This is a genomic window from Pseudoalteromonas sp. NFXS53 (assembly GCF_056629255.1).
The window spans coordinates 118,500-136,922 of record NZ_JBWVBR010000003.1 but is presented as its reverse complement, the minus strand read 5'-3'; the positions used below and the strand labels follow the sequence as shown (position 1 = coordinate 136,922).

The 18,423-nt window shown below is 40.3% G+C and carries 15 protein-coding genes; 12 read left to right on the top strand and 3 right to left on the bottom strand.

What is annotated here, in order from left to right; all coding sequences use genetic code 11:
* Positions 1–15: 15 nt before the first annotated feature.
* The 9 genes from AC1HJP_RS05305 to AC1HJP_RS05265 all read left to right on the top strand — a co-directional run bounded on the left by AC1HJP_RS05305 (position 16) and on the right by AC1HJP_RS05265 (position 11,434).
* Positions 16–1,194, top strand: coding sequence for a thiolase family protein (locus AC1HJP_RS05305; RefSeq protein ID WP_480360810.1), 1,179 nt, complete (start codon positions 16–18; stop codon positions 1,192–1,194).
* Between the two features lie 76 nt (positions 1,195–1,270).
* A complete protein-coding gene (locus AC1HJP_RS05300) occupies positions 1,271–2,761 on the top strand; it encodes a CoA-acylating methylmalonate-semialdehyde dehydrogenase (protein WP_480360808.1) in 1,491 nt (496 codons plus the stop codon).
* Between the two features lie 75 nt (positions 2,762–2,836).
* Positions 2,837–3,994, top strand: coding sequence for an acyl-CoA dehydrogenase family protein (locus AC1HJP_RS05295; protein ID WP_480360806.1), 1,158 nt, complete (start codon positions 2,837–2,839; stop codon positions 3,992–3,994).
* A 13-nt stretch (positions 3,995–4,007) separates the two neighbouring features.
* Positions 4,008–4,784, top strand: a complete 777-nt coding sequence (locus AC1HJP_RS05290; RefSeq protein ID WP_480360804.1) for an enoyl-CoA hydratase — start codon at positions 4,008–4,010, stop codon at positions 4,782–4,784.
* On the top strand, positions 4,784–5,917 hold the full coding sequence (locus tag AC1HJP_RS05285; protein WP_480360802.1) for an enoyl-CoA hydratase/isomerase family protein: 1,134 nt from the start codon (positions 4,784–4,786) through the stop codon (positions 5,915–5,917). The genes AC1HJP_RS05290 and AC1HJP_RS05285 overlap by 1 nt, the downstream gene beginning before the upstream one ends.
* Positions 5,918–5,928: 11 nt before the next feature.
* Entirely contained in the window at positions 5,929–6,816 is an 888-nt protein-coding gene (mmsB, locus tag AC1HJP_RS05280; protein WP_480360800.1) for a 3-hydroxyisobutyrate dehydrogenase, read from the top strand.
* Between the two features lie 8 nt (positions 6,817–6,824).
* On the top strand, positions 6,825–7,586 hold the full coding sequence (locus AC1HJP_RS05275; protein ID WP_480360798.1) for an SDR family oxidoreductase: 762 nt from the start codon (positions 6,825–6,827) through the stop codon (positions 7,584–7,586).
* A gap of 119 nt (positions 7,587–7,705) precedes the next feature.
* Positions 7,706–10,702, top strand: coding sequence for a methyl-accepting chemotaxis protein (locus tag AC1HJP_RS05270; protein ID WP_480360795.1), 2,997 nt, complete (start codon positions 7,706–7,708; stop codon positions 10,700–10,702).
* A 12-nt stretch (positions 10,703–10,714) separates the two neighbouring features.
* Complete coding sequence (locus AC1HJP_RS05265; protein ID WP_480360793.1) at positions 10,715–11,434, top strand: ABC transporter substrate-binding protein; 720 nt, start codon at positions 10,715–10,717, stop codon at positions 11,432–11,434.
* Positions 11,435–11,482: 48 nt separating this feature from the next.
* Here AC1HJP_RS05265 and AC1HJP_RS05260 read toward each other — a convergent pair whose 3' ends face one another.
* A complete protein-coding gene (locus tag AC1HJP_RS05260; protein ID WP_480360791.1) occupies positions 11,483–12,550 on the bottom strand; it encodes a DUF3083 family protein in 1,068 nt (355 codons plus the stop codon).
* Positions 12,551–12,773: 223 nt separating this feature from the next.
* On the opposite strand from AC1HJP_RS05260, the gene glnS reads away from it, so the two are divergent.
* From glnS to AC1HJP_RS05245, 3 genes are all read left to right on the top strand, one after another.
* Positions 12,774–14,438, top strand: a complete 1,665-nt coding sequence (glnS, locus tag AC1HJP_RS05255) for a glutamine--tRNA ligase (protein ID WP_480360789.1) — start codon at positions 12,774–12,776, stop codon at positions 14,436–14,438.
* A gap of 52 nt (positions 14,439–14,490) precedes the next feature.
* Entirely contained in the window at positions 14,491–16,317 is a 1,827-nt protein-coding gene (locus AC1HJP_RS05250) for a protein kinase domain-containing protein (protein WP_480360787.1), read from the top strand.
* Between the two features lie 123 nt (positions 16,318–16,440).
* Positions 16,441–16,737 (top strand): hypothetical protein, encoded by a 297-nt coding sequence (locus tag AC1HJP_RS05245; protein WP_480360784.1) that lies wholly within the window; start codon positions 16,441–16,443, stop codon positions 16,735–16,737.
* 62 nt (positions 16,738–16,799) lie between these two features.
* Here AC1HJP_RS05245 and AC1HJP_RS05240 read toward each other — a convergent pair whose 3' ends face one another.
* Complete coding sequence (locus AC1HJP_RS05240) at positions 16,800–17,249, bottom strand: DUF3010 family protein (protein ID WP_138568449.1); 450 nt, start codon at positions 17,247–17,249, stop codon at positions 16,800–16,802.
* A 62-nt stretch (positions 17,250–17,311) separates the two neighbouring features.
* Complete coding sequence (locus AC1HJP_RS05235; protein WP_480360782.1) at positions 17,312–18,304, bottom strand: endonuclease/exonuclease/phosphatase family protein; 993 nt, start codon at positions 18,302–18,304, stop codon at positions 17,312–17,314.
* Positions 18,305–18,423: the final 119 nt, after the last annotated feature.

Sequence of the window (18,423 nt, the reverse complement as noted above, 5' to 3'; positions counted from 1 at the left end):
GAACAGGAGTTTAACATGAGTAACGAAGCAGTTGTAATCGTAGCAGCAAAACGTACCCCTATGGGTGGCTTTATGGGTGCACTTTCAGGCGCAAGCGCAACAGAGCTTGGCGCAACTGCAATCAAAAGCGTTATGAGCGAAACAGGGCTTACGGACGCATCAATTGATGAAGTGATCATGGGTTGTGTATTACCGGCAGGTCTTGGTCAAGCACCAGCACGTCAAGCTATGCTGCATGCAGGTCTAGCACGTTCAACCGGTGCAACAACGATTAACAAGGTATGTGGCTCAGGTTTAAAAGCAGCCATGCTTGCTCACGACCTAATTAAAGCTGGCAGCATTTCATCTGCAATTGCAGGTGGTATGGAAAGCATGACTAACTCTCCGTATTTCATTCCAAAAGCGCGTGGCGGTATGCGTATGGGTCATGGTGAGATTAAAGATCACATGATGGCTGATGGTCTTGAAGATGCTTACGACAATAAAGCGATGGGTTGTTTTGCACAAGCAACTGCGGATGATTATGGCATCACCCGTGAAGAAATGGATGAGTTTGCGCTTAGCTCTCTAAGCAAAGCAAATGAAGCGATTGAAAGCGGCAGCTTCAATAACGAAGTAGTTCCTCATGTCTTAAAAACACGTAAAGGTGACGTTGAAGTCGCCATCGACGAGCAGCCAGGTAACGCGCGACCTGATAAAATTCCAGGTCTTCGTCCAGCATTCAAAAAAGACGGTACAATTACCGCTGCCAACTCTTCTTCAATCTCAGATGGTGCAGCGGCACTGATTCTGATGAGCGAATCAGAAGCGAAGAAGCAAGGTTTAACACCGCTTTGTAAAGTAGTTGCTCACGCGACTCACTCACAAGCGCCAGCAGAATTCACGGTTGCACCAGTTGGCGCAATGAACACGCTACTTGAAAAAGCGGGTTGGGATAAAGCTGACGTAGATTTATGGGAAATCAACGAAGCATTTGCCATGGTGACTATGCTAGCAATTAAAGAGTTAGGTCTTGAGCAAAGCAAAGTTAACGTTAATGGTGGTGCATGTGCCCTTGGCCACCCAATCGGTGCAAGTGGTGCGCGTATCCTAGTTACTCTAATTCATGCTCTACGTAATCGCGGCCTTTCTAAAGGTGTTGCATCACTGTGTATCGGTGGTGGTGAAGCGGTTGCACTGGCAGTCGAAGTTTAATCACACCAAGTTGTAGGCACCGTATAAATAATATAACAGCGGTGCCTTTTTTCTATTTACCAGGGGAGGAGTGCAAATGCACCAAGTACCTTTATACATCAACGGCGAATTCACTCAATCATCATCAGAACAATGGATTGATGTTGTTAATCCAGCAAACCAAGAAGTACTTGCAAAAGTACCTTGTGCGACAGAGCAAGAAGTAAAAGCAGCGATTGATTCTGCACAAGAAGCATTTAAGACTTGGCGCAACGTGCCAGTACCAGAGCGTGCTCGTATCATGATGAAGTACGCGGCGCTTTTAAAAGAGCACCAAGAAGAAATCGCGACCATTATCTGTCATGAATTAGGTAAGACGTTCGAGGACGCAAAAGGCGATGTATGGCGTGGTATTGAAGTGGTTGAGCAAGCTGCAAATGCCCCTGCAATGATGATGGGCGAAACCGTTGAAAACGTTGCCCGTAACATCGATACGTATTCTTACACGCAGCCTCTAGGTGTGTGTGCAGGTATTACCCCATTTAACTTCCCGGCTATGATCCCACTTTGGATGTTCCCAATGGCGATTGTATGCGGTAACACTTTTGTACTTAAGCCTTCAGAGCAAGATCCACTGACGCCAATGCGTTTAGTTGAACTATTCGAAGAAGCGGGTGCACCAAAAGGCGTACTGCAAGTTGTACACGGTACAAAAAACCAAGTTGACCAAATTCTAGAAGCACCAGAAATCAAAGCAGTGTCTTTTGTTGGCTCTTGTAATGTGGGTCATTACATTTACAGCAAGGGCACACAGCACAAAAAACGTGTACAAGCCTGCGTTGGTGCTAAAAACCACATGGTGATCATGCCAGATGCGTCAAAAGCGCAAACAGTAAATAACCTTGTTGGTGCGTCAGTGGGTGCTGGTGGCCAACGTTGTATGGGTATTTCGGTGGCAGTATTTGTTGGCTCATCGAAAGAATGGGTAGAAGACATTAAAAAAGGCTTTGAAGGTGTACGTCCAGGTCTTTGGGACGACCCTGAAGCGGCTTATGGCCCGCAAACAACACCACAAGCAAAACAACGTATTCTTTCACTCATTCAAAGTGGTAAAGATCAAGGCGCTACCTGTTTAGTTGATGGTTCAGACTATACGGTTGAAGGCTATGAAGCAGGTAACTGGGTAGGTCCAACTCTATTTACTGATGTTACAGAAGAGATGGAAATCTACAAAGAAGAAATCTTTGGTCCAGTTTTAAGCTGTGTATTCGTCGATACGCTAGACGAAGCAATCGAGTTAATTAACCGTAACCCATATGGTAACGGTACGTCTTTATTCACAGCAAGTGGTGCTGCAGCGCGTAAATTCCAACAGCAAATTGAAGTAGGTCAAGTGGGTATTAATATTCCAATCCCTGTGCCACTGCCTTTCTTTTCATTCACTGGTTGGAAAAACTCTTTCTACGGTGACCAACACACCTACGGTAAGCAAGGTGTGCGTTTCTACACAGAAACGAAAACGGTTACTTCGCGTTGGTTTGATGATGAGGTCGTGACTGGCCCGAATATGAGCATCAACTTACGTTAATCCTTTCTATTCTATTTTTATAATAACAATGTGAGCCGACATGATCGGCTCACCTTTGACAACAAGAGGTCTTTTATGGACTTTAATCTAAATGAAGATCAACAGGCATTTGCCGAAACAGCATATCAATTCGCAATGAGTGAACTAGCGCCAAACGCTGCGCTGTGGGACCGCGAACATATTTTCCCTAAAGACGTGATTAAAAAAGCCGGTGAACTTGGCTTTTGTGGTTTATACACGCCAGAAGAGGCAGGTGGCCTTGGTTTATCACGTTTAGATTCAAGCATTATTTTTGAACAGCTTGCTATGGGCTGTACAGCAACAACCGCCATGCTAACAATCCACAACATGGCAACTTGGATGATCGCAAGCTTTGGTACTGATGCCGTTAAAGAGCAATACATTGATCAATTAGTGATGGGTGAGTTGTTAGCATCATACTGCTTAACTGAGCCAGGCTCTGGCTCTGATGCCGCGTCACTTAAAACCAAAGCTGATAAAGATGGCGACAGCTACGTATTAAATGGCTCGAAAATGTTTATCTCAGGTGCCGGTGAAACAGACGTACTTGTGGTAATGGCACGTACTGGTGAAGCGGGTCCGAAAGGTATTTCTGCGTTTGTTGTACCAGCAGATGCTGAAGGTGTTTCATACGGTAAAGCCGAAGAAAAAATGGGTTGGAATGCACAGCCTACACGTCTTGTCACCCTTGAAAACGTGCGTATTCCTGCTGCAAACCTAATGGGCTCAGAGGGTGAAGGCTTCAAGTTTGCGATGCAAGGTCTAGATGGTGGCCGTATTAACATCGCGACTTGTTCAATTGGTACTGCTCAGCAAGCACTAAATACAGCTAAGCAATATATGACTGAGCGCGAGCAGTTCGGTAAACCGCTTGCGGCATTCCAAGCGCTACAGTTCAAGATTGCTGACATGAATACTGAGCTTGTTGCTGCGCGTCAAATGGTTCGCCTAGCGGCATTTAAACTAGACACCAACGACAGCGAAAAAACCACTTACTGTGCAATGGCAAAACGATTTGCCACTGATGTTGGTTTTAAAGTATGTGACGACGCATTACAAATTCATGGTGGTTACGGTTATATCAAAGAATATCCGCTAGAGCGTCATGTTCGTGATGTACGCGTTCACCAAATTCTTGAAGGCACCAATGAGATCATGCGCGTGATCATCGGTCGTCGTATTTTAGCTGAAGGCGCACCAAGCGTATTGTAATAAGGAAACCAAAATGACTGCACAACTTAAATTAGAAAAGCAGGGTAACATCGCGGTAGTAACAATGAGCAACCCGCCTGCGAATACATGGACACGCGATACCTTGGTCGGTTTAAAGAATCTTGTAATCGAGTTAAATCAAGATAAAGAAATTTACGCTTTAGTGATCACAGGTGAGGGTGAGAAATTCTTCTCAGCGGGTGCCGACTTAAACGTTTTTGCAGACGGCGACAAAGGCGTTGCTGCTGACATGTCTCGTGTATTCGGTGAAGCGTTCGAAACCTTGAGCGATTTCAGAGGTGTTTCGATTGCCGCAATCAATGGTTTTGCAATGGGGGGCGGCCTTGAAGTGGCATTGGCTTGTGATATTCGTATTGCTGAAAGCCAAGCGCAAATGGCGTTACCAGAAGCTAAAGTTGGTTTACTGCCTTGTGCTGGTGGTACGCAAAACCTATCGTGGCTTGTTGGTGAGGGTTGGGCAAAGCGCATGATTTTATGTGGCGAGCGTCTAAAAGCTGACAAAGCACAACAAATTGGTCTAGTGGAAGAAGTCGTAGAAACAGGCGAGGCATTCAATGCGGCGCTTGCTTTAGCAGAGAAAGTAGCTGATCAAAGTCCAGTTGCGGTGACGGCTTGTAAAGCACTTATTCAAAAAGGTCGTACAGGCACAATCAACAGTGCACTTCCTCTAGAGCGTGAACTATTTGTGACCTTGTTTGATACTCAAGACCAAAAAGAAGGCGTGAATGCGTTTTTAGAAAAGCGTAAAGCTAATTGGGTGAACGGCTAATGGCAAAATTACAGTTATTAAACCAAGCAGATGCGCCAGTCGTATTTGAGTTGGCAGACTGTGATAATGGCAAAAAGGTGGCGTTTGCCACCTTAAACGTGCCAAAAGCACTGAATGCACTCAACTTAGATATGATCCGTTTGCTTGCGCCTCAGCTAACTGAATGGGCAAATGACGATGCCATCGCCTTGGTGGTGTTAAAAGGTCATGGTGAAAAAGCGTTTTGCGCTGGTGGCGATGTAGTTAGCTTATACAAAGCAATGGCTGCGAATGATGGCAATAATCACATCGAAACCTTCTTCAGCGAAGAATATACACTTGATTATCAAATCCATACTTATGAAAAGCCAATCTTACTTTGGGGTAACGGCATCATCATGGGTGGTGGCTTAGGTTTAATGGCAGGCGCTAGTCACCGTGTTGTGACAGAAACAGCCCGTATTGCTATGCCTGAGATCACTATTGGTTTATACCCAGATGTTGGTGGCAGCTATTTCTTAAATAAGATGCCAGCAGGTGTAGGTTTATTCTTAGGCCTTACAGGCGCGTCAATCAATGCCAAAGATGCACAATTTGTTGGTCTGGCAGATCATTTTGTCAATGCCGAGCTTTACGGTGAGGTGTTAGCAAGTTTACTAGGTACAGATTGGAAAAACAGCGCTGAGTATAATCATGGCTTGTTGTCTGAGGTGTTGCATTCACTGCAAAACCAATCCAGTAACGAGCCTGCGAGCGAAATTGAACCACTACAATGTGTATTAGCAGAGCTTGAATCTAAAGATAGCTTAGAGTCGCAAATTGATGCCATTTTGTCTCTTGATGCAACGGATAACAAATGGTTATCTCGTGCGCAAAAATCACTTCAACATGGCTCACCATTAAGTGCAAAGCTTGTCAGCGAACAGCTAAAGCGCGCAAAAGGTTTAAGCTTAGCAAATTGCTTTAGATTAGAGCTTGGTATGTCAGTGACTGCAGGTGAATTTGGTGAATTCCAAGAAGGTGTGCGAGCTTTATTAATCGATAAAGATGGCGCACCGAACTGGCAGTTTGAAAATACACAAAGTGTGACAGATGACGCGATTAACGCTTTTTTCAAAGCGCGTTGGTCAGAGCATCCACTTCAAGGTTTGTAAGGAATGTAACAATGGCAAAAATTGGATTTATTGGTTTAGGAAATATGGGTGGCCCAATGGCCATCAACTTAGTTAAAGCGGGTCACGAAGTACGCGTTTTTGATTTAAGCCCAGACGCAATCGCAACCCTTGTAGAAGCCGGTGCAACTGCCGTAAACGCGGTAGAAGATGTTTGCGATAACGCTGATTTTGTTGTCAGCATGCTACCTGCGGGCAAGCATGTTAAAGCGATTTATACTGGCGAAAATGGCTTAGTAAATCATTTAAACGAAAGCACTTTAGTTATTGATTGTTCAACAATTGATGCTGAATCAGCAAAATTCGTTGGTAAAGCACTTGGCGAAGCGGGTATTAAATTTGTAGATGCGCCGGTCTCTGGTGGTGTTGCAGGTGCAGCTGCTGGCACGCTAACCTTTATTGTGGGTGGTTCAACGGCGTGTTTTGAATTGGCAAATACGATACTGCCTAACATGGGTAAAAATATTTATCATGCAGGTGAGATTGGTGCAGGGCAAGTAGCGAAGATCTGTAACAATATGCTGTTAAGTATACTTATGGCAGGGACCAGTGAAGCGCTACAGATGGGTATAGACCATGGTCTAGATCCAAAAGTACTGAGTGAGATTATGCTTAACAGCTCAGGTCGTAACTGGACGTTAGAGCTTTATAACCCTTGTCCAGATGTACTTGAGAATGTTCCGAGTTCAAATGGCTATAAGCCGGGCTTTATGGTGGACTTAATGGCCAAAGATTTAGGTTTAGCTCAGCAAGCTGCGCAACAAACTAACTCGGCAACACCTATGGGCGCATTGGCGAAAAACCTGTACAACTTGATGCAAAATCAGGGTAAAGGTGCCGAAGACTTTAGCGCAATCTTTAAACTTTATAGTGAAAAATAGACTGCATTATGGACATTAAAAATAAAACGGTTGTCATTACCGGTGGCGCGCAAGGCTTAGGTTTTGCGATGGCGACGCAAATGGCTGAACTAGGCGCTAACCTTGCTTTAATCGATATGCAAGATGATGTATTAGCTGAAGCAAAAGCAGAATTGGTAAAGCTTGATGTTAAAGTTGAAACCTATGTGGCTAACGTGAGTGTTGAGGCTGACGTTGAAACGGTTTTCAACAACATCGTCAGTGATTTCGGTGCCGTGCATGTACTTATTAATAACGCCGGCATTCTTCGCGATGGTCTGCTTTTAAAAGCAAAAGATGGCGTAGTCACTGCTAAGATGGAATTGTCACAATTCCAATCTGTGATTGACGTTAACCTCACTGGTGTTTTCTTATGTGGCCGAGAGGCGGCTGCAAAAATGGTTGAAAGTGGTGAAGGTGGTGTCATTGTTAATATGTCGAGCGTTGCACGTGCGGGTAATATGGGTCAAACCAACTACGCAGCTGCTAAAGCAGGTGTAGTTGCCATGACAACGACATGGGCGAAAGAGCTTGGCCGTTTTGGTATTCGTGTTGGTGCAATTGCACCGGGTGTTATTCGTACTAAAATGACGGATGCGATGAAACCTGAAGCGAAAGAGCGTTTGGTTAAGATGAAACCTGTCGGTCGTTTAGGCGAAGCAGAAGAAATTGCCCATACAGCAAAATACATCATTGAAAATGACTTTTTCACAGGTCGTGTCGTCGAAGTTGATGGCGGTATTCGACTTTAATATTGATTTTTCCAAGGCTTTGCACCATGCAAGGCCTTTTTTTTCTTCAAATTTTTTCCAATTTTCTCAGCTGTTTACTATCTTTTAAGTACTAATCTTCGCGCAATGGATCTTTGGTCATGTTTGATGGCTTGATTAATAACTTAAAAATTAAAACTAAAATTAGTTTACTGAGTGTTATCCCAACATTTTTCGTTTTAATTAGCTTTATTTATTTGGTTGTTTCTCAATTTATAAATTATAAAGAAGCCTCTAGATTAGAAGCTTACGTCAATGCAGTGAGTATATTAGACAATACTGCACACAACTTTGCTGTAGAACGTGGTCTTACAGCAGGCTTTTTAGCAAGTGGCGGCAAAGGAAAAGAAAAGTTACTTGCACAAAGAAAAAAAGCGGATATTGCTAAAAACCAACTTTTCAAACTTTCAGAAGCTCAGCTTGATGATTTTCCCAGATCCACGCAGCTCATTATTAATAATCTTGTTGAGCATTTTAAAGCATTAGAAATAGTTAGAGCAAAAGTAGATGAATTAGACAAACAATCAGGCGCTTTTGGATTTTATTCTAAAGCTAATAAGTTTGCGCTTGATGCAGCAAGTACTTTTGCAAATTATACAGACGACCCACATGCGACCAAAAGCATGAAGAGCTTAATAGCCATTCTTTGGATGAAAGAGCGTGCGGGGCAAGAGCGTGGCCTTTTAAATGGCGTTTTTAATCGTGGAAATATTTCACTTCCTCAGCTTGCCAATTTATCACTTTTTCAAAATGTTCAACTACAACAAGTAGATTTCATTAAGCAGCTACTTGATCCTAAATTATTTCAGTCAGAATTTTCTGAGCTAAACAACCTTGATGAACAAATACTGCCGTACCGTACATTTATCTCAGAACAACTTCGTAGCGGCAATTTAGTTTTTTCAGGGCGTGATAATTCAAACTGGTTTGCTGATGCAACAAGTAGAATAAAATCAATAAAAGTCATTGCTGATAAAAAATCGAAATTAATCAGTCAACATGCACAATCTACCAAAACAAAAGCAATGTCATTTCTAATTATTTCTTTAGTAAGTTGTTTGTTTATCATTTCCTTAATTGTTAGTTTTGCATCGAGAGTCGCAAAAAGTTTAAATGATGGCTTACAAAACCTCAGTGGTTTTATTAATCGAGTAAATCAAGACTTTGATTTTTCCAAATCTATTAGCTCAGATCTCAACGATGAGGTTGGGCAAGCTACACGGTCATTTAATAGCTTTTTACAAGAGTTAAATGCAGTAAATAATGAAATTCAGTCTGTTATGAGCCGAGTTTCAAATGGTGATTTCAGTCATAGAGTAACTTACCCATGTAAAGGAGATATGTCGTCATTAAAAGAGGGGGTAAATAATAGTAGTAATACGCTTGAGTTTACTATGAATGGGCTTGATGAAGTTATGAATGGACTTGCAGAAGGCGATTTTACTGTAAGAATGTCTCCAAGTGTCAAAGGCCCACTAAGAGCAAAGGTAGATAGCTCAATTGAAACCATAGATAGTGCCATTAAAGAAATCGCTAAAAGTATGGAGCAGCTACAAAACGGTAATTTTTCAGGTCGAATTCTATCTGAACAAAAAGGTACTTTGAATGAGTTAAAAGTGTCATTTAATGCAAGCATGTCATCGCTTGAAAATGCAATGAATGAAATTTCAGACTCGCTAGTGTCTCAAAAAAATGGTGAATTTAATAAGCGACTTGAAGGTAATTACAGTGGTCGCTTGTTACAACTTAAAAATACATTTAACGAATCATCAGAGAACTTAGAACTATTTGTTTCCGATATTGAAGGCCTATTTGGTCACTTACAAGTGGGAGAATATTCATCTCGAATAACAAATGAGTATTCAGGCCGATTGGCTTCACTTCAGAAAAATGTAAATTCATCATTAGAAAATTTAGAAAATGCCATTCTTAATATAGTTCAAGTGTCGGTGCATCAAAGTGAAGGTGTTTTAAGCTCTCGTGTTGTTGGAGAATATTCAGGTCATTTAGAAAAACTGCAGCGCGCGATGAATCTTTCAAGTGAGAGGATTGAGGAAGTATTAAATGAATTAGCAGGTGTTGTCGAAAGCATTAAATCTGGTCAGTTTGATAGACAAATTCAAGGTGATATGCATGGACAATACGCCACTTTAAAAGCTGATATGAATGAGATGCTCCACTTATTAAATAGTGCGATGGAAGAAATTCAAACATCGTCAGAATTACAACAGCAAGGCGCTTTATACCATCAAATAAATAATAACTTTCCTGGAGACTTTAATAAAATATGCTCTGCCATTAATGCATCATCTAGTGAGCTTAAAAGTATTTTTACCGATGTAAATAAATCAGCAAATCATACACTTGCATTATGTACCGACCAAAAACAATTTGCAGTGGATATTTCGAAACGAAGCACTGAACAAGCAGTCGCCCTTGAGCAAATTGCCGCCTCTATGGAACAAATGGCATCAAGCGTAAATGAAACAGCAGATCAAAGCCTGGTTGTTACAAAACAAATGCAAGATTCGAAACAAATTGCTGAAGATGCGATGGAGGTAATGAAAGGCTCTGTAGATGTAACACAAAGTATGCGTGATTCAAGCCGAGAGATTGCGCAAATAACGGTTATGATTGATGAAATTGCGTTTCAAACAAACCTGCTTGCCCTTAATGCTTCCGTTGAGGCTGCAAGAGCAGGAGAGCAGGGTAAAGGTTTTTCTGTGGTGGCAAGTGAAGTGAGAGAGCTTGCACAGCGCTCTGCTGAAGCAGCTAAGAAAATAAAAGAGTTAGTTTCTGAGAATATTGATAAAGTTGAAGTAAGTTTTAATAGCTCACAAGACTCACATCAGCGTCTAGAAAACATTTTAGAGAATATTTCTGAAGTAAATACCATGATGCATAATTTGAATGATGCGACTAGACAGCAAAGTACTAGTATCAGTGAAGTAAATTCTGCGGTTAGTAACCTTGATAGGTCTACTCAGCAAAATACCTCAATGCTTGATCAGATGTCTCAAGATATGTCGAAGCTTGAAGGGTCAACAAAAGAAGTCAGTAACCGATTAAGTTTTTTCAAATTAAAACAAGAGCAATAAGAAGGTGAGTGCTTGAGAGTTGTATTATTACTCAATGTATTATTCATTTGCTTGCTAAGCTCTGTTCAGGCTTATGCTAAAGAGTCATTAAGATATAACCTTGCAGCTTCTGAGTCTTGGTATCCTTACTACATACCAGATAAAGACAAGCCCGGTATTTTAGGTGAATTAATTCCACTTATTTTAGATAAAGCAAACATACATGGTATTGAGTTACGGTTTCCGCCAAAGCGGACCATCTATGCAATGGAGAATGGCCTACTTGACTTTGATGTGGTTTCACCTGTTTGGTTTCCAGGCGGTGATGCAGGGGAGCAGTTTGTATTTTCACACAAGTTGTTTGGTATTAAAGAGTATTACGCAAGTATCGATGGCACTCAACTTGCGCCAATGGTTTATAAAGAAGAGGTGGGTACTATACTGGGGTATTATTATTTCGATGATAATACTTTTACACGTATCGACTTTGCTTCTGAGAAAGAGCTTGTTCTAGCATTGCATAAGAATAGGGTGGAGCGCATACTAATTGGTGATTTACCCGCGAAATACTGGGCAAACAAATTGAATGTCTCAATTCGCCTTGATCAACTACATACCAAAGGAGAGCTTAAAATAAGGTTAAACAAGTCAAAAATTCACTTATTACCACTATTGAATAGCGCGATTACTGAACTTCAACAATCAGGCAGAATTGACAAAATAGTAAGCAAATACACTGTTAGCCAAAATTAAAGGTGTTGTTTTGGTTTAAACCACACAACACCTTAACCATATACTTTGTTAAGCGTTATAGCTAATATGCTGGAAAAAGCGTACATTCAGTGCTTGTCTTTGAGGTGACAACTCTAATGTCTGGGAAAGGCCCCTGATCATCGACTCGACATTATTCATAAACTTACCATATCCGACATCTTTATTATCACTGGCTTTGGCAACCACAACAAAATGTAACGTATCTACCAATTGGTTTTTATCCCAATGCGCTTTGTATTGTGTTTCTTCAGAGCAAATATCAAAGCTTAACTTTTGCAGTTCACTGTTTTGTGCAGACTTATCAATTTTACTATTTCTAACTAGTGGTAATCGTCCATCTGCAATGAACGCGGCTTGGCTGATCTGCTTATAACCACAAGCACTGAAAAACTTATCTTCAATAAATGAATAAAATTGTGTGTAATATTCGTCTTCGAGCAAATGTTGAAATTGTGTTTTTAAAGCACGTGTCACTGGAATGTTAAAAGTAACATAGGTCATTTCAGTGTGTTCGGCTGGAATTTCACATTTTCTAGCTTCATAACGCGGGTATAAGCTTCGTAGTTTATAACCATATGTTTCTTTATGCCCTTTAACACGAGCAAATAAGTCGTAAGTTAAGTGCTGATGGTCTCTTATCTTAAAAGTATCCTCAACGCCCAAGTTCACTTTTAAATCATGTAGTGTCTTTTGCACTTTATTGTGAAAATTAGCAGCGTTTGCTCTAAGCTCGTCACCTGTTGCTAAAAAAAGAAGGCGCACTTTCTTTGCTCTTACACCTTGTTGCCAATATGACTTATGTGCTTCATGGTATTTAGGGTTGTAGAAAAACAACATTTGCTTTTCTGTTTGTAGGCAATATGACTCTTCATGAAAACGTGTAATAGGCAACTTATCGTTGGCAATCATATGAACGTTGTACAAGCCATTTTCTTCACAGGCTAAAAATAACTTTCGAGCAATGCGCTCATAACAACTATCAATGTTGTCAAAGCTCGATACAAACTCATCGCTAGGTTTGAATTCAGCTAAAATGTACTGGTTATTTCTTGCGTTTGTTGGAATATAAACTCGGTTAGAACTGCTAGATGCCATTGTCTTTAATCCTTGGTAATCAATCTGTGGCGAACATTAACGAGTTTTCATGAAAGATTTATTGCGTTAGGACAATATTTGCGACATTTGTCACAATTTTGAACGGAAACATAAATGTAGCCGAGTTTATACAAATAATAAGCTCTAACATCTGTTAGTTCTTAATTGTTTTTGTAATAATGCGGCTTGTATAAGAATGCTTGATTCAGAGGAATGCATATCTATGGCGGAAACAGAAAATCGCCCAACTAACTTTATTCGAAATATCATTGATGCTGATTTAGCAAGTGGCAAGCATCAATCTACGCATACACGTTTTCCACCTGAGCCAAATGGTTTTCTACATATTGGCCATGCGAAATCTATTTGTTTAAACTTCGGTATTGCTCAAGATTACCAAGGTTTATGTAACTTACGTTTTGATGACACAAACCCAGAAAAAGAAGACATCAACTACGTTAAGTCGATACAAGAAGATGTATCTTGGTTAGGTTTTAACTGGGATGGTGAGATTTGCTATTCATCTAACTACTTCGACAAGCTTCATGGTTACGCAGTGGAACTTATTGAAAAAGGTTTGGCGTATGTATGTTTCTTATCGCCTGATGAAGCACGTGAATATCGCGGCACATTAACTGAGCCAGGTAAAAATAGCCCGTACAGAGACACATCAGTTGAAGAAAACCTAGCGTTATTCGAAAAAATGCGTAAAGGTGAGTTCAAAGAAGGCGAGTGTGTTCTTAGAGCTAAGATCGATATGGCTAGCTCATTCATGGTACTACGTGATCCTATCATCTACCGTATCCGCTTTGTACATCACCACCAAACTGGTGACAAGTGGTGCATTTACCCAATGTATGACTTCACTCATTGTATTTCTGATGCGTTAGAAGGCATTACACACTCTCTATGTACACTAGAGTTCCAAGATAACCGCCGTCTTTATGACTGGGTTTTAGATAACATCTCTTTAGAGTGTCACCCACAACAGATCGAATTTTCTCGCTTAAATCTTGAATACACGGTTATGTCAAAGCGTAAGCTAAATGATTTAGTTGTTGAGAGTCATGTTGATGGTTGGGATGATCCGCGCATGCCTACTATTGCAGGTCTGCGTCGTCGTGGTTACACACCTTCTTCAATTCGTGAGTTCTGTAAGCGTATCGGTATCACCAAGCAAGATAACATGGTTGAAATGGGCATGTTAGAAGCCTGTATTCGTGATGACTTAAACAATAACGCACCGCGTGCGATGGCAGTTATCGATCCTGTACGTATTGTGATAGAAAACTTCGAAGAAGGTAAAGTTGAGCAATTAGTTGCGCCTAACCATCCTTCTGAAGAGTCTATGGGCACCCGTGAATTACCATTTACGAAAGAGTTATTCATTGAGCGCGAAGATTTCCGCGTTGAAGCAAATAAGAAGTTCAAGCGTTTAGTACTTGGCAAAGAAGTACGTTTACGCAATGCTTATGTAATCAAAGCTGAACGTATTGAAGAAGATGCTGAGGGTAATATCACAACTATCTTCTGTAGTTACGACCCTGATACACTTGGTAAAAACCCAGCTGATGGCCGTAAAGTAAAAGGTGTTATTCACTGGGTGTCGGCTACACACTGTGTTGAAGCTGAAGTACGTCAGTATGACAGATTGTTCAATGTACCAAACCCAGCTGCAGCTGAGTCGTTTGTTGAAACGCTTAACCCTGACTCACTCACTGTGATTAAGTCAGCTAAACTTGAGCCGTCTTTAGCTCAAGCAGCCGTTGAACAAGGCTTCCAATTTGAGCGTTTAGGTTATTATTGCCGCGACAATAAAGAAGAAGGTCTTGTATTCAACCAAACGGTAGGTTTAAGAGATTCTTGGGCTAAAATAGAACAAGCTTAATCTTCAATATAAAAGGCCGATTTATCGGCCTTTTTTGATCAAAATAATAATTATGACTGCCAAATCAATCAATAATTTCTATATCAACGAACAGCAATCTATTTATCTGCTCTCTCACCATGACGCAAAAAAGCATAGGCAGTGGCTAAATATATGTAAAAAACAATTGCAGTTACTGGGTTATAGCAATGTTGAAGAAATTGGCTCAGGTGCTTTTGGATTTGTATTCGCAGGTATTGGTGAAGACGGGCAGGAGTGGGTGTTTAAATTCTCTCGAATTACCCTTGCTCAAAGTATCAGAGATAGGCTTGAAGACGAAGCTTATATGTTGTCGCAAATCAATAATCCCATGGTGCCTAAATTTTTTGCTTTTGAACGGGTAAAAAAACAAGGCATTTTGATGATGGCGCGAGCCAAGGGGGAAGATTTAGAAAAAATCTCTCTTAAACGTGGTCGTTTATCTGTTCAAGACATTATGAGCTTAGCGTTAAAACTCAGAAATGTGTTATTAGATCTGCGTCGTCATAAAAATGGCTTAAGCCCACAACCTATTGTCCACGGTGACATCAAACCCTCTAACATTGTATGGGATGTTGATACAGATGAGTTTTCTCTGGTTGATTGGGGGAGCTCTGTCTATGCGCAAATTGATGAATATGGAGAAGTCGTAGCCAGCAACATCATGGACTTAATGTCAGCAGATTTATCGAGTACAAATGCCCGCATGGGTGATGTGTATTTTATTGGTGATGAACAAATGTCAGGTATGCAGTCATCGCCTCGATTCGATGAACAAGGTGTTGCGTCAACACTCTATGCATTGGCTAGTGCACAATCATGCCGCTTTGGTGTCAGTGTCATCCCCGCTGCAAGCTTAGGGCTACCAAAGGAATTTGCGACAGTCATAGACAATATGCTGTCAAAGGACAAAAAATTAAGAGATGCAGCAGGAGACTACTTTATCCGCAATATGCCAAGTATGGCTAAAGTTTATTTGCCAGAACTAGATAACAAAACAGTCAAAGCGAACATTCCATTTTGGGTCAATGAATTTGAATTTGAACCAGACACTGTAGTGTACAGTTCTCGTAAAGAGTTTCTACGAAGAGCAGATCATAATCAACAATTGCTTGATGTTAACGATGCACAACTAGATAGATACTATAAAGAGTTTTTGTTTGATACTGGAGATACCGAAAAAGCTTTCTTAGCGTCGATAAGTCGCCTTGCAAAATTCCCGGTGGTTGGTGGCTTAAGTTTTCATTGGCGAGAAGAAAACCTACATATTGAATCAAGTCTAATTTTGCACGATGAAACTTTACATCAAGCATTTACTGATTCTGTTAATGCAACGGTCATGCTTGCGCAAGGCATTACTCAAAAAGGTTTGTTCAAATGTTGCTTATTTGATGCACGGCAAACAATTCAGTTAGAAAGGGACAGTACGGGTGCGTTTATTTTCGATGTATTACCTCAGTTACATTACTCGGTTGTTGATACCAGTAGTAAAGAAATAACCCGTCCACATAGTTATTTCGAAGATGGTAAAGATCCTGACGAGCAATTGCAGTTGCCAAAAAGTATTATTCAATGTGTTTTTGAGTTGAACAAAATTCACCACACAGGATGTATTATTTTTGAATCGGTTGAAAACCGTTTAAAGATCCACCATTATTACCGCTTGTTGGATGCGTCTAAAGAAGCGCAATTTAAAGCGCTTTTAGAAGAAATCATGCAGTATGCCTTATGTATAGATAACTTTGGGGTAGCAGGGTTTATGAAACTACCTTATAAAAATACCCGTGAATTTGATTTATGCCAGAGCCAGCCTACAAACTACTACCCAAGAAACCCCAAAGCACAAAACAATTCACTATAAGATATGACGAAAGGCGTATTGAAGATTAAAGCATATTGATCAAAGCTAATGACTTGTGGAGCTTTGTATCAAATATCACATTTAAAAATATTCACGGCCTAATTTAAATCCTAGAGGTGTGCTATGGAAAAGCAGCAGAGACAAGATATTTTAACTTTAAGCTGGTCGATTCACGACCAAGTTGAAGAAGCTATTAGGATGCATCCTGCAAGTCGTGCTGATGAAAATTGGCAAGAAAAACAACGTTTGCTTATGGCCGATATGGCATTGCATTTATTGCAAACCGCATTAAAGCCAGGTGAGTTGCAAAAAGAAAAGTTAGTAAATAACTTAAATGCAATTCTTACGTTAAGTGATGACTATATAGATAATGTGGATTTAAGAAAGGTGTCGAACTCTTTATATGAAACACATGAATAAACCTGTCTTCAGTGAGATAAATATCCGGCCTGATATCGCCGGATATTTATTGTGTCTGCTATTTATAGCTCTTCTGGGCGGTATGTTTTCATCATGATATAAACGTATGCATTAACAAATGCCGTTTCTTGATATTTCTTAAGCCCAGTTTCTTCAAAATCGATTGGTAAAGGGTTACGTTTCAATTGCTCTTTAATTTCAGTTGCAGATAAAATTTTAACATCCACGTCTTTTATTAATTGAATGGCAGCTTCGATTTTGAAACCTGTCGCACTCCCTGCAAACTTACCTTTTGGTGCGCGTTGCTTTATAGCAACAGAGTCAATTTGATAATCTTCTAATAATTTTGCAAAATCAAATTGGAATTTGCGCATATCTTCAGTGTCTTGGCCAACCTGACCAAGGGTAAAGCGTGTTTGACGTACATCGCGAATATCAAAAACGTCTTCTTCTTTTGTCAGCAAGCATAAAAGTACTTCACTGCCTGTGATTTCAACACCACATGTTCTCATAATCTTTCCAATATATTGAAACTAGTTAGTAATTATAACGGTGAGACGAATAAAGCTAAAGCTTAAACTGATAAATCGATCATGATGGCGGCATGATCTGAATAACGAATGTCTTCTCCGTCTCTTTGTGTTGTTAAGTGTCCGTCAAAAGTAGCATAGTTCAATTCTTTAATAACACACTTTTCATGAACAGGGTCGAAGTGTTGAGACAGTAAAATATAATCTAATACATTTCCTTTTCCACGATAAAAGTGTGTTGCTGGTTTTTGTTTACCCGCCATAGCTTGTTGTGAAAGTGTGTAGCTATCAATTAGGCCACTTTCTGAAGGTACGTCTTTGAATGAATGATCGTTAGCAATATTAAAGGGCAACAAACTGGCGTGTTCAAGGTTATGATTAAAGTCACCTAAAACGACAACAGGCATATTTTGATTATTGGTCATCACATCATGCATGATTATGGAGGCTTCTAAGGAGCGATCTTGGCTGTTTCTAAGTAATGCAAAAGATTGTTCGTAGTAATGCCTAAGTTTTGGCTCTGCATTGATTTGCTCGAATAGGTTTCCATCAGTGATGAGTCGCTGAGATTTTAAATGCACAACATAAAAACTGACAAAGCCCACGTCAGGCAAGTTTATCTTGCATTTGATTGGCGTGCGGTTAAAACCAAATGGTGTTTGATGGCCAAAATAATCAAGCAAGTCTTTATTTGGCAACAGACAATTTAAAGACTCAATTGGATATTTAGAAGCGATTGCAACAACGGGTGAATACAGCACATCGGGTTTTAACGTTTCGTGTTTGACAGCAGAAACGGCAGAGAAATAGGGGAGTCCTTGTTCTTTACAAATCTCTTCTAGTTCTTTGACAGAAAATACTTCTTGAAAGGCAACCACGGTAGGTGACATATGAGCCAATAATTCAGAAATAAATAAAGTTTTAGATTGCCACTGGCTGTGTGTGTAGCCTTCAAATTCAGAATAAAAGCGATAAGGCGGCGCTGCAAAATTAAGCAGATTTAACGTAGCAATTTTTATAGATTTTTGTTCAGGCATTTAAAATTTCATTTATTCATCAATTTACAGGGTTAATTTTAGTCTTTCCCTTGAATTTAGTCACTGTGAAGGCCAAAATAAGCTTCACTTAAAACCCTTAGTTAACTTAGTAAATAAGT